At 49.9% G+C, this 15079-nt stretch carries 16 protein-coding genes and 1 pseudogene; 9 read left to right on the forward strand and 8 right to left on the reverse strand.

Annotation, left to right across the window (positions count from 1 at the left end; all coding sequences use genetic code 11):
- Positions 1 to 77: 77 nt before the first annotated feature.
- The 5 genes from dnaA to mutM all read right to left on the reverse strand — a co-directional run bounded on the left by dnaA (position 78) and on the right by mutM (position 4168).
- Positions 78 to 1448 (reverse strand): chromosomal replication initiator protein DnaA, encoded by a 1371-nt coding sequence (gene dnaA, locus ABJN86_RS08500; protein ID WP_348366301.1) that lies wholly within the window; start codon positions 1446 to 1448, stop codon positions 78 to 80.
- A gap of 27 nt (positions 1449 to 1475) precedes the next feature.
- Positions 1476 to 1925, reverse strand: coding sequence for a rhodanese-like domain-containing protein (locus tag ABJN86_RS08505; RefSeq protein WP_348366303.1), 450 nt, complete (start codon positions 1923 to 1925; stop codon positions 1476 to 1478).
- Between the two features lie 209 nt (positions 1926 to 2134).
- Complete coding sequence (gene rpsT, locus ABJN86_RS08510) at positions 2135 to 2398, reverse strand: 30S ribosomal protein S20 (RefSeq protein WP_348366305.1); 264 nt, start codon at positions 2396 to 2398, stop codon at positions 2135 to 2137.
- Between the two features lie 86 nt (positions 2399 to 2484).
- Positions 2485 to 3261 (reverse strand): enoyl-CoA hydratase, encoded by a 777-nt coding sequence (locus ABJN86_RS08515; RefSeq protein ID WP_348366306.1) that lies wholly within the window; start codon positions 3259 to 3261, stop codon positions 2485 to 2487.
- A gap of 58 nt (positions 3262 to 3319) precedes the next feature.
- Complete coding sequence (gene mutM, locus ABJN86_RS08520; protein ID WP_348366308.1) at positions 3320 to 4168, reverse strand: bifunctional DNA-formamidopyrimidine glycosylase/DNA-(apurinic or apyrimidinic site) lyase; 849 nt, start codon at positions 4166 to 4168, stop codon at positions 3320 to 3322.
- Positions 4169 to 4257: 89 nt separating this feature from the next.
- Between mutM and ubiE the strand changes: the two genes are divergently transcribed.
- Positions 4258 to 5010 (forward strand): bifunctional demethylmenaquinone methyltransferase/2-methoxy-6-polyprenyl-1,4-benzoquinol methylase UbiE, encoded by a 753-nt coding sequence (ubiE, locus tag ABJN86_RS08525; RefSeq protein ID WP_348366309.1) that lies wholly within the window; start codon positions 4258 to 4260, stop codon positions 5008 to 5010.
- On the forward strand, positions 5011 to 6543 hold the full coding sequence (gene ubiB / locus ABJN86_RS08530) for a 2-polyprenylphenol 6-hydroxylase (protein WP_348366311.1): 1533 nt from the start codon (positions 5011 to 5013) through the stop codon (positions 6541 to 6543).
- Here the strand turns inward: ubiB and ABJN86_RS08535 are convergent.
- Positions 6535 to 7188, reverse strand: coding sequence for a flagellar hook capping FlgD N-terminal domain-containing protein (locus tag ABJN86_RS08535; RefSeq protein ID WP_348366313.1), 654 nt, complete (start codon positions 7186 to 7188; stop codon positions 6535 to 6537). The genes ubiB and ABJN86_RS08535 overlap by 9 nt on opposite strands.
- 9 nt (positions 7189 to 7197) lie before the next feature.
- Positions 7198 to 8838, reverse strand: a complete 1641-nt coding sequence (locus ABJN86_RS08540) for a flagellar hook-length control protein FliK (RefSeq protein ID WP_348366315.1) — start codon at positions 8836 to 8838, stop codon at positions 7198 to 7200.
- 102 nt (positions 8839 to 8940) lie between these two features.
- Between ABJN86_RS08540 and ABJN86_RS08545 the strand changes: the two genes are divergently transcribed.
- The 7 genes and pseudogenes from ABJN86_RS08545 to ABJN86_RS08575 all read left to right on the forward strand — a co-directional run bounded on the left by ABJN86_RS08545 (position 8941) and on the right by ABJN86_RS08575 (position 13729).
- Entirely contained in the window at positions 8941 to 9228 is a 288-nt protein-coding gene (locus ABJN86_RS08545; RefSeq protein WP_348366316.1) for a rod-binding protein, read from the forward strand.
- Complete coding sequence (locus tag ABJN86_RS08550) at positions 9218 to 9556, forward strand: hypothetical protein (RefSeq protein WP_348366318.1); 339 nt, start codon at positions 9218 to 9220, stop codon at positions 9554 to 9556. The genes ABJN86_RS08545 and ABJN86_RS08550 overlap by 11 nt, the downstream gene beginning before the upstream one ends.
- Before the next feature lie 194 nt (positions 9557 to 9750).
- Complete coding sequence (locus tag ABJN86_RS08555) at positions 9751 to 11232, forward strand: flagellin (RefSeq protein WP_348366320.1); 1482 nt, start codon at positions 9751 to 9753, stop codon at positions 11230 to 11232.
- Between the two features lie 27 nt (positions 11233 to 11259).
- On the forward strand, positions 11260 to 11673 hold the full coding sequence (gene flaF / locus ABJN86_RS08560) for a flagellar biosynthesis regulator FlaF (RefSeq protein WP_348366321.1): 414 nt from the start codon (positions 11260 to 11262) through the stop codon (positions 11671 to 11673).
- Positions 11670 to 12074 (forward strand): flagellar biosynthesis repressor FlbT, encoded by a 405-nt coding sequence (gene flbT, locus ABJN86_RS08565; RefSeq protein WP_348366323.1) that lies wholly within the window; start codon positions 11670 to 11672, stop codon positions 12072 to 12074. The genes flaF and flbT overlap by 4 nt, the downstream gene beginning before the upstream one ends.
- The gene (locus ABJN86_RS08570) at positions 12071 to 12871 is read left to right on the forward strand and encodes a DUF1217 domain-containing protein (RefSeq protein ID WP_348366325.1); all 801 of its coding nucleotides are present in this window, start codon (positions 12071 to 12073) and stop codon (positions 12869 to 12871) included. The genes flbT and ABJN86_RS08570 overlap by 4 nt, the downstream gene beginning before the upstream one ends.
- 105 nt (positions 12872 to 12976) lie before the next feature.
- Positions 12977 to 13729 (forward strand): annotated as a pseudogene (locus ABJN86_RS08575) (IS5 family transposase).
- Between the two features lie 15 nt (positions 13730 to 13744).
- Here the strand turns inward: ABJN86_RS08575 and ABJN86_RS08580 are convergent.
- Positions 13745 to 15073, reverse strand: coding sequence for a FliI/YscN family ATPase (locus tag ABJN86_RS08580; protein WP_348366327.1), 1329 nt, complete (start codon positions 15071 to 15073; stop codon positions 13745 to 13747).
- Positions 15074 to 15079 lie beyond the last annotated feature (6 nt).

Here is a 15079-nt window from a genome sequence, read left to right on the forward strand (position 1 = left end):
GAGAAGGTATCCTCTCCGCCCGCTTATGCAAACATTTTGTTGAAAAGTCCGCTTTTATGGCGGGGGCGTCAAGCCAATTAGGCTTCTAGCATGCGGCGAAGTAGCTCCGCATCCTCGGCCACTTGGCTGTCTTGTGCTTTTAGCTCGTCAATCTTGCGGACGGCGTGGATGACTGTGGTGTGATCGCGGTTGCCGAAACGCTTACCGATCTCAGGATAAGAGCGCTGCGTCAGCAATTTTGCCAGCCACATTGCCATCTGGCGTGGGCGCGCGATATTACGCGAACGCTTGGGCGACAACAGGTCGGACATGCGAACGTTGTAGTAATCGCAGGTCTTGCGCATGATCTCGTCCATTGTGACCTTGCGGTCAGACTGACGTAGAATGTCGGCGAGGCTTTCTTGGGCCATTTCCAGCGTGATCTCGCGGCCAACCAAGGAGGCGAGCGCGAACAAACGTGTCAGCGCGCCCTCAAGGACGCGAACGTTATTCGAGATCCGATGCGCAAGGAACTCTAGCACGCCATTTGAGATCTTCAGCTCTTGGTACTGCGCACGGTATTGCTCAACCTTTTGCTGCAAGATGCCGAGGCGCAGCTCATAGTCAGTTGGGTGCAGGTCCACGACCAAGCCCCATTGCAGGCGGGAGCGGATACGCTCTTCCAGCCCGTCGATTTCACCAGGCGCGCGGTCTGCGGAGATGATGATCTGCTTTTGTTGGTCAATCAGCGCGTTGAACGTGTGGAAGAACTCGTCTTGCGTGCTGTCTTTGCCCGCAATGAATTGCACGTCATCCACCATGAGAACGTCGACCGAGCGGAACAGGCTTTTGAAGTCCATCATCTGCTTGTCGCGTAGCGCTTGGATGAAGCGGTACATGAATTGCTCGGCCGAAAGATACACGACCTTCAGCTCAGGTGAGCGTGTCTGTAATTCCCATGCAATCGCGTGCATCAGGTGGGTTTTGCCGAGGCCAACGCCGCCATAAAGGAACAACGGGTTGAAACTTACAGGGCCACCCTCGGCCACGCGGCGCGCGGCGGCATGCGCAAGCTCATTCGGTTTGCCAACGACAAAGCGGTCAAACGTAAAACGTTTGTCCAGCGGTGCGCCGATAACCGATTCCTCAGCAGGAGCAACCGCTGGCGCGTTTTTCGGTGTGAACTTCTCGGCGCTTGGGGACGCCTTCGGGGCAGGTGCTGGGCGGTTCGCTTGTACAGTAAACTTCAGACGGCCAACTTGGACGCCATGCTGTTCAAACTGGCGCAGAATCTCATCGCCAAAATTCCGAGACACCCAATCGCCTTGGAAACTGGTCTGAACGCCGAATTCGGCGACGCCAGCTTCACAGGAGATCAATGTGAGTGGTTCAATCCATGTTTGATAGTTATTCTTGCCAATCGCAGCCCGCAAAGTTTCACGTGTTCGCCCCCAAAATTCATTCGTCATATTTTACCCGTTTACCAATTCCGCAGATCAGGATTGTTGCCAAGGCAATCCGTTGGCCTTCCAACCGTTAAGGCCACCCCGATGTTTCTCAGGATTTAAATCGCCTTCGAAACCCTCGGCCACGTTGAACAGCTCCATGCTAGGCGCATCTGCAGAAAGAGACGCCTGCACGGCAAGGGCGGCATTCATAGACCGCACTCCTGACCTGCAAATGAACAACAATTGAGACGGCACGTTGCCATCTAAAGCGTCGGTCATTTCTTCAACGAACCGCGGGTTAACGGACATGTCTGGATACCTGCACCATTCGATCGTTATGACCGAACGAGTAAGGCTCGACAGATCAGGTTTCCCCACAAAGGACCATTCGGCCTTTGTCCTGACGTCGATGAGCACTGATGTCGGGTTACTCTTTAAAAGGTCCCAAGCTTGTGCCGGCAGCAAGTCTTTTACAGCCGAACTGGAGTTCGTGCTCATTCCATGTCCCCCGAGACGAAGTGAATCGCTCAACATGGATAGCGACAGGAGTAGGGCCCTCGCAACTTATCTTCGTACTTGACTCATAGTTAGTTGAAACACGAATCTAACCGTGACGAATTTGCCTCCGTCTAACCGATTGATCATAAAAAAAACGCGCCTAAAAAAGACGCGTTTCTAAAATTTTAAGGCGAGGCTCGCAGATCGGCTTAGCCGAGTGCTTTAACCCGTGAAGACAGGCGCGACATTTTGCGAGCGGCTGTGTTCTTGTGCATGATGCCTTTTGTAACGCCGCGCATCAGCTCTGGCTGTGCGGACTTCAGGGCATCTTTAGCTGCGGAAGAATCGCCGGAGGTGATCGCTTCTTCAACAGTGCGCAGGAATGTGCGAATGCGCGAACGACGCGCTTTGTTCACTTCGGTGCGGCGCTCTGTTTGGCGAGCGCGCTTTTTAGCTTGAGGCGTGTTTGCCATACTTAAGGTTCCCGATGCTTCGGTGTGTAAATCTGAGATTGCGCTTCTAGGGCCGACTCACTTGCAAGTCAACGCCCTAAGTCGGGTTATTTGTCACGGAAATGCGGTTCACGTTTTTCAATGAATGCGGCCATGCCCTCTGCTTGGTCTTCGGTGGCAAATAATGAGTGGAAAACACGGCGTTCAAACAGCAAGCCTTCGTTCAACGAGGTTTCGTAACTACGGTTTACCGATTCTTTGATCGCCATCGTCGCCATTGCGGATTTCTCGGCGATTTTCCCGGCTGCAGCCAACGCTTCTGCTACAAGCTTTTTGGCGGGCACGACGCGGCTTACCAAGCCGGAGCGCTCGGCCTCTTCTGCGTCCATGAAGCGACCGGTCAAGTTCATGTCCATAGCTTTGGATTTGCCAACAAAGCGGGTTAACCGCTGCGATCCACCTAAACCGGCCATTACGCCGAGGTTGATTTCAGGCTGTCCGAACTTGGCGGTGTCGGACGCGATAATGAAGTCACACATCATCGCCAATTCGCATCCGCCGCCAAGGGCATAGCCCGAAACGGCTGCGATAATTGGTTTGCGGATGCGTTGGAAGCTGTTTGAAAATTCTGAGAACAAATCGCCGCCGAATGCATCGGTGAAGGACTTATCTGCCATTTCGGTGACGTCAGCACCCGCGGCGAAGGCCTTTTCAGAGCCGGTGATGACAATGCTACGGACCTTCTTGTTGCTGTTGGCGTCCAGCAAAGCCTGAGACAATTCGGTCAGTAACGCCGCGTTCAACGCATTTAGCGCGTCGGGGCGATTCAGTTTGATCAGAGCGATATGCTCTTCAATTTCAACGATAATTGTCTTGAACGCCATGATCTATCCTCATTGCTAACAGGGCATGAGACGTATCATGTTCGTACGCAGGTTCAATTCATCTTTGGCATTTTGGGCAGTAAAAACTTGAGCGACCCGATTGGACAACCCTTGAAATCGTGCTTCCACAGTCGTTTCTGCAAGGTTCATTCTCTTGATCGTAGACGGCGAAGTTGTGTTGAAAATAACCCAAATCGCCATTCGCCTGCCGGTGATCTCGTAGGGACGATCCACCCGATTCGATGGCCTCATTTAACACGTCTCGGATTGTTGGGACTAAGGTCGCCACGCGCGCAGCACTTAGACTGCCTGCCCTTCGCTTGGGGGAAATCCCCGTGCGGAAGAGTACTTCGCACACATAGATGTTGCCCAAACCCGCAACAATTCGTTGATCCAACAGTGCCGTTTTTATAGGGGAGACTTTTTTCGCTAACGCCTTGATTAAGTAAGCGTCGTCGAATTGATTGCCTAAGGGTTCGGGGCCTATCTTCTCAATTAGCCAATGTTGTTCCAGCTCTGCCGTTTTGGCTAGATCCATTGCGCCAAACCGCCTTGCATCGTTGAAGGCGATTCTGGTGCGATCTTCCATGTGGAACACAACATGGTCGTGCTTCTGTGTTGCTGGTTGGTCTCGGTGAGATTCTGCAGTTTCAGCCAAGGTAATTTGCATGCGGCCTGACATTCCAAGATGGATGATCAAAGTTTCGTCACTGCTAAGATCAATTAACAGGTATTTAGAGCGCCGCCGCATAGCTGTGATGGTCTTGCCGGTAAGCCGGTCCGCCATATTTTCTGGGAATGGCCAGCGTAAATCAGGGCGATTCACGTCGACGCTGGATATTTTCCGACCCTCCATGACGGGTTGTAAGCCCCGCCTCACGGTTTCAACTTCTGGTAATTCTGGCACTTTCTTCCCCCGATGGTCCTTCGCGTCGCATTGTAACCCGACAGGCTGGACCTATAAGAAAGGGTGAGAACGTAAGGACTGCAAGAACCATGGCTGTAGATTCGCAAAAAACGACCCATTTCGGTTTCACCGATGTACCTGAAAACCAGAAAGCTGGGATGGTGCACGGAGTGTTCACCAATGTTGCGTCAAAGTATGACATCATGAACGACGTTATGTCCGTTGGAATCCACCGGATTTGGAAAGAAGCGATGATGGATTGGCTGGCCCCGCGGTCTGGTCAACGCCTTTTGGATGTGGCTGGTGGAACCGGCGATGTGTCGTTTCGGTTTTTGGAGCGGGCTGGCGAGGCGAATGCTGTCGTCCTCGATATGACAGAATCGATGTTGGTTGAAGGTAGCAAGCGCGCTGAAGCCGCGTCGCTTGCAGAAAATCTCGATTGGGTCGTTGGCGACGCAATGGCGCTGCCGTTTGAGGACAACAGCTTTGACGTCTACACCATCAGCTTTGGTATTCGGAACGTAACACGCATCCCCGATGCTTTGGCCGAGGCTTACCGCGTTCTTCGTCCGGGTGGTCGATTGATGGTGCTAGAGTTTTCGCAGCTTCCCAACCCTATGATGCAAAAGGCGTATGACCTATATTCGTTTAACGTCATCCCCAAAATGGGGAAAATGATCGCGAATGATAGTGATAGCTATCAATATCTTGTGGAATCCATCAGACAGTTTCCTGACCAGGAAACCTTTGCGGATATGATCCGCACCGCTGGTTTCGAAAATGTCTCTTATCGAAATATGACAATGGGCATCGCGGCCCTTCACGCCGGTTGGAAAATCTAGATGCGTGGTCCGCACAATGTTTGGCGCCTCATTCGCACTGGGGCCACGCTGGAGCGCACGGGCGCGATGAGCTTCGCGCTTGATGCTTTTGATGCCCCGCCGTCGTTGCGGGTTGTTGCGCGTGTCGTGGCATGGCCGTTTCAATGGCTTGGTCACAAAGGTGATCCCGACATGCCACCGGCTGTTCGCGCTCTAACAGCGCTTGGCCCTGCCTACATTAAATTTGGGCAAGTTTTATCGACGCGCCCAGATGTGGTTGGCGACGAATTGGCGCTACAACTGCGTGTTCTTCAAGATAAGTTGCCAGCTTTCCCAACTGAACAAGCCATAGCTACGGTTGAAGAAGAGTTAGGTGCGCAGCTTGATACAATTTACTCCGAATTTTCGGAGCCCGTCGCTGCGGCGTCCATCGCACAGGTTCACAAGGCGCGGCTAAATGAGACAGGCGAAGAGGTCGCCGTGAAGGTGTTGCGCCCAGGAATTGAAAAAGCGTTCCGGAAAGATATCGACGCCTTCTACTTTGCCGCATCGGTGATTGAGTTCTTGTCTCCAGCATCAAGGCGGCTGCACCCAAGCGCCGTGATTGAACATTTTGACGGCGTCGTGCAGGGGGAATTGGACCTAAGATTGGAAGCCGCGGCTGCTGGTGAATACGCGGCAAAAACTGAAGGCGATGCTGGTTTCGTGGTTCCAAAAACGCATTTCTTCAATTCTGCCAAGCGAGTCATGACTATGGAATGGGCGGAAGGAATCCCATTCGGCGACGTTGAGGTGATCGCTACCGCTGGGCATGATCGGCAAGCCCTTGGTGAACGTGTTTTGCAGCTGTTTTTGCGCCAAGCGTTGAATGACGGCTACTTCCATGCCGATATGCATCAAGGCAACCTAAAGGTTAGCGCTGATGGGGATATCATTGCTTATGACTTTGGTATCATGGGTCGGATCGATGAATACACTCGGCGGGTCTATGCTGAGATATTGATTGGATTTATTCGCAAGGATTATCGCCGCGTGGCGGAGGTCCATTTCGAGGCCGGCTATGTCCCCGCTGACCGGGATATCGACGAGTTCGCGCAGGCCTTGCGGGCCGTCGGTGAGCCTATATTTGGGATGAATGCGACGCAGATATCAATGGCGCATTTGTTGGCATATCTGTTCGAGGTTACCGAACGCTTCGGCATGGAAACTAGGACTGAGCTGATTCTGTTACAGCGTACCATGGTAGTGGTGGAGGGGGTCGCAAGAACGATGCATCCCGAGATCAATATTTGGCAGGTCGCGCAGCCGGTGGTTGAAGATTACATCAAGCAAAACATTGGTCCCAAAGCGTTGCTGCGAGATTTGATCGCAACCGCGCAGGTATTGGGGCGTTTTGGACCAAAACTGCCGCATCTAATGGAGGCTGCGCTTCTGCAATCTGAGCAGAATAGCAAGCCTGTGGACGTATCAAAGGGGAGCACCGGAGCATTTGCTTTTCTGGCAGGAGTTGCGGTCGCAGTTGGCGCGGCTGCTACTTGGGCTTTACTATCTTAGACCGGTCACAAGTGATGCAGGGCGAATTGCACCCCCTTCGGTAACGACGACGGCTGTATTATCCACCGTCCTGATCTCCACTACGTTGGCGAATGTGTCAGGTGTATGCGTGTCGATAAGGGCATCGTTAGAATAGGATTCTACCGAGAAGCTGTAGGTCCCTTCATCGTATGGCTGCCCGTCATCTGAAACGCCTGCCCAAAGGATCGGATCGTCAGACACGGGCACGTTGATACGTTGTATCTCATTCCCTTGCTCATCCGACACGACCAATTCCGCGCGTTGGGCAAAGCTGACCGGGTTCGCCACGATCTCTATCGGTGTGCCACCAAAATAGGCTGGAGCTGCCATTCGGGCCTGCATTCCGACCCAACTCGCCATGTCGCCAATGCTTGAAACAAGCAGCTGTGAGTTCAGCGCGCCAAGCAAATCGTTTGTTTTTACTTGCTGCTCCACCCCTGAGAAGGTTGCTAACTGAGTCGCGAAATCCTGCGAGTCTAGCGGGTTCAATGGATCTTGGTTTTCCATCTGAGCAGTAAGCATGACCAAAAAGGTTTCAAAATCGGAAGTTATGATGCTGTCTGATGTGGTGCTGGCTTGTGTCGCAGCTGTCGTTGGGGTTGAGGTTGAGGAAATTGGTTCCATGTGGGTTCCTTAAAGGCGAAGATCTAGCTGGGTGTCTGTACTGATGTTATGCAGGTGTTTGGCATTTGAAAGTTCGGGCGCATCAATCACGATCAAGCTATGATCGTCGATGTCTTCATGGGGTGCTTCTTGATGTTCTTTTTCGAAAGAAAAACTAGCGTCCTCGTATCCGGCGTCTGAAAAATGGGTTTCAAGTAGGTTTGAATTGCGTTTCAATAACTCGAGTACGTCAGTTCTTTCGCTGAACACAGTTACGTTCATTGAGCCTTCGCGACCACCCAATACAATGCGCAAACGCCCTAACTCTTCCGGATCTAACCGAACCTCGATTTCATTTTCGTTGGTGGTCGTTATCGCGGCAGTGATTTGGTCGCTGATGCCACTGAAAGACCTGGGAACGGTGCTTGTCGAATGTGATAGGTTGATTGCAACAGACATCGAGGAAGAAGAAGGTAGGACAGCTGTCGTGAATGATGGCAGATTCATAGAGTGGATGTCATTCTCCACATTCGGCAATAAGCCGCCAAGTGCTTCACCAGCATTCGACGTCATTGATGTTTTATGTATCTCAACGTGAGAGTTAATTGGGGGCGAGATTGTGGTCCTTGTTGGAGCAGGCGTTGCGGGCTCGCTTAACGTAGATGTGGCTGCGTGGGGGCTATGCGGATCCTTACTGACTCGTGCTAAATCGGAAGCTTTCAGCTCACTGGGATCCTGCAGGCCTGATTGTTCGGACAGAATTACAGGCAGTTTTCCTGATGTTACAGATCCAACCTCTTGCGGTTGAGGATTTGCATCCCCTGATTTCAAGTGAGTTTCAGACGCTGGATCTAATGCACCAAAGTCGGGCTGAACTGTTGGAGGTGCACTCATCTGAACGCGTTGGGCTGCTGATGAATGAGCTACTTCAACCTCACGAATGATTGAGTGGACCGTTGAAGACTCAATCGACTTTTCCGAAGAGACAAGGATGCGAGATGGCTGGTCTGTTGAGTTATTTTCGTGTTCTAGTTGGGGCCGGTCAAACTTTGGCGAGCTTTCGGTGAGCTGCCCCTTAGCAGTGTCAGAGTTGAGTGACGAATGCTGGTTTTCAGTTCGTAAGTCTTTTTCTGGGTTCATCTCGGGAGTGTCTGGCTCAATTGCGGCTGGAACAATTGCCTCTGTATGGGCGGGGACTGCCAGCTCTTCGGCTACTTCAACGCGCGCGATAGGCGCATTGCTTTGCATTGAACTGGCGGCCCAGTGATCCGGTTGTTTTTCGGATTCCTCTAGCTGTCGGTGATATGCTCCCTCTGTTGGGGCGACCACCTCTGCTGGATTACCTTTCGTGCCTTCACTGCTCTCCGATATTTTCTCGCGTGTATCCGGTAAACTGCTAACCGGATTGAATTCAGGCATAGGGCCGAGTTGAGCGTGGATAGCTAGGAGTGAAGATGTCGTATTGTGGCTCAACTGAGAACCGGACGAACCAGACAATGACACAGGCTGGTCTTCATTCGTCGGCTTGTCGGCAACCTCGAGGGATAAGGTAAAAATATCCTTTTCAGCATCGCGCGTATCACTATCTGATTCGATTAACTTAGATTCAAGTGTGTTCATCGAGGTGAGCTGACGGGTGCCATTTGGTTGGTGCGCAAGTAGTGAATGCATTTCTCTCTCTCAAAACGTTCTTTCCTGTTCTTTCAGATGGGAGTTACTTAATCTTTACCAGTGCAAGAATATTTCTGACCTGTGAGGGTTTGGAGAAAAGCAGTGGACATACAAAGTATACAAAGCCCTCTTGATCGCGTTGAACTTTTCCCACGTACTGATGCTCAGCGAGATGTGGTTAGAAAGTTAGAGCAGGTATTTATTGCCGAAATGCTGAAATCTATCGACACTGCGTCTGGAGAAATCACATTTGCCGGTGGGGCCGGCGAGGAACAGTTTAAATCATTTTTGAATGATGAATATGCCGAGATGATTGTCGCCCATGGTGGCGTAGGCTTGTCTGTTTCAATAATGACGAAGATGCCCGGAGGGCATGGTTATGAAAAGTAAATCCGTCAGTATAAGAAAAATTATTGATGATGAGAGAAAGTTCTTAATGGCAGGAAATTTTTCAGGATTGAAAGAAATTCTGAGAAACAAGGAGGCCATATTAGAAGAAATAGAATCCAAAAAATCTAATTTGGAAGTACTTGATGCAGAGCGTTTGAAGCAGGAGTTGGCTGAAAACCAAGATCTCTACCTAAGTGTAAAGGTTGGAATTTCTTCGGCTTTGAAACGAGTTGAAGAGTTAATTGAATCACGAGGGTCTCTCAAGGTGTACAACTCGAAAGGCACTCAGGTGTTTACCTGTGATTCTGCCAGAGGAATAAGGGTGTGATTGTTGAGTACAATTTTCCAAACCGTAATTCCCCTATTTAGCGTTCTGTTAGGATTGTTGTTGCAAAACAACGGAGCATCCCGCGATTGGGATGGCGCGTGTTAAAAAAGAAAACATGTAATTGTCAAAACGACTTTGAAGTCACTTTGAGTGATGCAAATTTGGTGCTGAATGCGCCGTGAAAAGGAACTAAAATGTCCAGTATTTTGACGAATAATGGCGCGATGGTGGCGCTACAAACACTGAAAACAATCAACTCCGGCTTGCTCGATACGCAGTCAGAAATTTCGACGGGCAAATCTGTATCGTCAGCTAAGGACAACTCTGCAATTTGGGCCATCTCTAAAGTGATGGAGTCGGACGTAAAAGGCTTTAATGCAATTTCTGAAAGTTTGTCGCTCGGGGAATCCACAGTTGCGGTAGCTCGCCAAGGTGCAGAAACCGTTACAGACCTGTTAACGCAGATAAAGGGAAAGGTGGTTTCCGCTCAAGAAGAGAACGTTGATCGAGAAAAAATCCAAACTGACATTGACGCATTGACGTCGCAGATTTCTTCTGTGGTTGGTGCAGCGCAATTCAATGGATTGAATATGCTTAAAGGTACGGATTCTGTTGATATACTTTCGTCTTTGGATCGTTTGAGCGATGGATCAGTTTCTGCATCGAATATTTCAATCGCACGGGCTGACCTGTCAGACTCTGCGGGCACGTACGGTACGGGAACTTCTCTATCCGCTAATGCTACTGCATCAGCCGGAGCCATTGCTAATACAGGTAACACTGAGGCAATTACGTTTGCGGATAGCACCGATATGTCCGGGGATGATTTTCAAATCACGGTTGCGGGTTCTACCTTGAACTTTTCTGCAGGCACGTTTGCTGCATCAGATACTGAAGAGCTAGCCATCGATCAAATTGCGGGTCAAATTAATGCATTGGGGCTTGAAGGTGTTAGTGCAACTCGAAATGGCAGTGATTTAGAAATTACGTCTACGCGTGCATTCGAGACAGTTGATGTCGATTTTTCCGGTTCACCAGTATCTGACGATAGCGTAGAGATTTCTGAACGGGCAGAAAACGTAACATTTTCGTCCGTCTCTAAGGTTAATTCAGGAGACGGTTACCGTGTTACTTTAGGGTCTGATGTGGCTACTTATGTCGCAGGTGAAGGCGAAACATTTGAGGACGTCGCCAACGGCTTGAAAGCTGCAATTGATGCAGCAGAAATTGAAGGAATTTCAACAAGAGTCACCACAAACAATAACGGTGAGCAGGTGCTTAAGATCGACAACGACAGTGGAACACCAGTTTCGACTTTCACAGCGGTTGGCGCTCAAGACGGGACGGCTTCAGGTGGACTGTTTGGGTTAGATGGCATTGACGTAACTTCTGACCAAGGCGCAGAGGCCGCCCTAGATAATGTAGAGATTTTGATCCAAAACTCTATTGACGCTGCGGCTGAGTTCGGTTCGGCTCAAGGTCGGATTGAGACACAGAGCGATTTCATTGGGAAGCTAACAGATTCACTGAAATCCGGCATTGGTACGTTGGTGGACGCGGACATGGAAGAAGCGTCAGCTAGACTTCAGGCTCTGCAAGTCCAGCAACAGCTAGGCGTGCAAGCGTTGTCGATTGCGAATCAAGCTCCTCAAAATATTCTTTCTCTATTCCGTTAATAATCTACCAAGGGGCGATGATCATTCATGGTTTTCGCCCCATTAACAATGCTGGGTAAAATGATGAATGCTACACTTCAAGCCGCGTCCGCCTATGGCGTGAACAGTCGAGCCTTCAAAACAAATAGGGGAATTGAAATAGAAATTCTCACCAAAATTACGCGTGATATAATGAATCTAAGCCAAGAACGGCGGGATAACTTTCCGCACCTGGTTTCTGTTTTGCATAAAAATCGACAGCTTTGGACGGCCTTAGCCATCGACGTGTCTAGCTCTGAAAATGCTCTAACCAAAGAAATCCGTGCAAGTATATTCTATCTATCGGAGTTCGTGAACGCTCATACAAAGAAAGTTCTTAGTGGAAAGGCAACAACAGAGGCGTTGAGTGAAGTAAACATTTCGATTATGCGCGGCCTAAGCTCCGATGGCCCGGCCTCTTGACTGGTCTTGTGATAAAGTTGGGACCCAAGGAGCGTATCTTGATAAATGGTGCTGTTGTCGAAAATGGTGACAAGAGAAGTAAGTTACAAATTGTTACGCCAGATGCACATATATTGAGATTGAAAGATGCGCTCCATCCCTTAGAGGTAAACACGCCGGTACGTCGAGTGTGCTATATCATGCAATTAGTATTATCCGGAGATGCACCTCAGGACACAGGGAAGCGGCAAGCCCTTAAAGGAATAGAGCAGCTTAATCAGGCATTTAGTGATACTGAAAGTCGAAAAATTCTTAGTGTATCAACTGAACAAGTCAATGGTGGGCAGTATTATCAGGCCATGAAAAGTCTACGCTCCTTACTGTCTCGAGAGTCAAAAATTATGGGGGTTTCTGTGAAATGACATTTTCTGTTGCCCTCCCTCAAACTGGATTGCAAGGTTGGTTGTTTCTTTCGCGGACAATTGACACACAGAAGCATGCATATTTCGCCAACGGGGAAGCCGAAAGAAACATCCTTGAATTTCAGGAAAAAATTTCCGAAGTTCACACAGCTGAACAACTCGTTGCAGATCGAGAGTTACTGTCAGTAGCGCTTACTGCATTTGGATTAGAGGATGATATCGACAACAAATTTTTAATAAGGAAAATTCTCAATGATGGATCAAGTGACCCGGATGCTTTGGCAAATCGATTTTCGGATAAGCGATACTTGGCATTTACTAAGGCTTTTGGGTTCGGTGATTTTGACGTGCCCAGAACGCAATTGAGTTATTTTTCAGAAGAGATTTTGTCGTTGTACAAAGACAGGCAGTTTGAGGTGTCAGTCGGTGAACAGGATCAAGATATGCGACTGGCTTTGTCATTTGGAAGGGAAATGGAGAATATTACAGAGACTGATAAAGGTGAAGATACGAAATGGCTTGAGGTTCTGGGAAATCCACCATTGAAATCTATTGTCGAAAGATCAATGTTCTTGCCTGATGGATTTGATTCTTTGGACTTAGACGATCAAGTTGCCCTTCTTAAAGAGCGCACTGAGATGCAGTATGGAAGCTCGAGCGTTGATGTCTTCAGAGATCAGAAAAATATTGATAAAATGCGAACACGGTTTCTTTTGGCGACCCAATTGGAGCGCTATCAGTACACAAATGGCGCATCGACAGCATTGACGTTGCTACAAGGTGGGGCGACGGCGTAAGGTATTGCTGGTAAAGAAGAGGGTTGTTGTTAGGGTCAGGAGCCATTGAAGGGTTGATGCGGGGTCATTGCCATGATTCACAATCTCCAACAGTTTGGGGGACTAATGTGCAACCCTTACTGGCTGACGGAAGCGCAAATGAGGGGCCTTCGATCGTTCTTTCCGAAGAGCCGGGGTCGGTCGCGGGGTGATGGCAGGCGTGTTTTGAGTGGTATTATACTCATTAACTGGAATAGGTTACGAGGATGTGATCTGCTTACCGCCTATGGCCCGCCAAAGACCTTTTGCAATCGCAGGAAACGTTGGAGCGATTTAGGCGTGTTTACCCGGATCATGAGCGGGTTGGCGGCGGAAACTCCAGACAATAAGACCATCCCAATTGATGGACATACTTCAAAGCACACCGCACGGCCGCAAGCCTGAGGCTTAAAAAGGGGGCGTGGGCGTCTGATCGGGCAAGCAAAGGGTGGCATGAACTCGAACTACACGCCGTCACAGAAACGGATGGTTGGCCAACTCGCTTCTTTTTACAGCAGGTCAAGTCAGTGACTACACCGGTGCCATGGCTTTGATGAACAGTCTACCAGATGCTGAATGGCTACTCGGTGACCGGGGCTATGATGGGATTGATTCCCCGAAGCCTTGTTAGAAAGGGGCACACGACCCTGCGTCCCGGATCGCAAATCTCGTAAGAAGGACATTTGATACGACAAGCGCCGATTCAGACGCCGCAAGCGTATCGAGCGAATGTTTGGTAGCCTCAAAAATTGGCGGCGCGTCCCAATCCGCTATGGCCGATGCCCGAAGGTCTTCTTGTCGGCAATCGCGCCGGCCGCAACCGTCATATTTCAGTTATGAGTCTTGACCTAAGCGCTAACTTGACTTGTCGATGTTCAAGGCGTTTTGGAGAAGTGTAAATGCAGATGAGATGGATCTAGAGTTGCGGTTTGATAAGAATGTTTCAAGGTGTGGGCGAACATCAATTGCATGATCAATCGCTTTGTCGGTTCCCGCTTCATACAACCCAGATTTGATCAAAGCCTGTGCCTCTTCGTAGGTACTTATTGCCAACCGCGCTTGCGCAATCAAATCAAGTTCGGCGTCTAGTGCTGCATTCGGAAGGCTGCGTGATATTGATTTTGTGATATCGATTGCTGGATATCTACCTCGTTGAGCGATGTTGCGGGCCAGGATTACGTGGCCGTCCAAAATCCCCCGCATAATATCGGCGATTGGCCCTTCCATGTCGGAACCTTGCACTAAAACAGAAAATACGGCTGTAATGTCTCCGCGTCCTTCAGATCCCGGCCCTGCGCGCTCACTCAAAGCCATTAATTCTTGCGCTGTTGAGGGTGGAAAACCCTGAAGTGATGTGCTTTCTCCGGAAGAGAGTGCAATTTCTCTATGAGCTTCGGCGAAACGAGTGACAGAATCGGTTAAGAGTAAGGTTTGAGCGCCTTGATCCCGAAAGTACTCGGCAATTGCCATCCCGACCCATGCGCCGCGACGTCGTATCATTGCTGACTGGTCAGCTGTTGCAGCCACGACTACAGACCGCTCCAACCCCTCTGACCCTAAAGTTTCTTCTATGAACTCTCGTACTTCTCGTCCCCGCTCCCCTATCAAACTGATCACAATGGCATCAGCGGAAATACCTTTAGCAAGGTCGGATATTAGTGTTGATTTCCCGACCCCAGAACCAGCAAAGAGGCCAATCCTTTGCCCCTGTACTAATGGGAGCAATGTGTCGATCGCCGCTATTCCGGTAGGAATACGTGGCCCTAACCTTTTTCGAGTGGCCGGAGAGGGCGGTGATCGCTTGAGGTGAACTTCATCTAGACCGTTGATAAGGGGTTTGCCATCGAGAGGGCGAAGGAAAGGGTCGATCACTCTGCCTAACCAGCTCTTGTCAGGCATTAGTCTGTTTGTGCCGAGGTGAGACACTCGTCCATTGAGTGCGAGGCCATCCACTCCTGTTTCGGGTAAGACGTCGATGCTGTTTTCACTTAATGCGACGACTTCTCCAAATGTGGATTTTCCTTTTTTATGGTGAAAGGCGACGAGGTCGCCGATATGCGCAATTTTGGATAGACCCACAACGCTGGCAATTCCTGCGGAAGTAGACCTTACTGAACCATCCCTTTTTGTGCGCGGTATATCATTAATTGCCGATAGTAATTGGTTGAGGCTTTGATTTTGCATTTCAAG

The sequence above is a fragment of the Litoreibacter sp. genome, from assembly GCF_039974535.1.
GTDB lineage: Bacteria > Pseudomonadota > Alphaproteobacteria > Rhodobacterales > Rhodobacteraceae > Litoreibacter.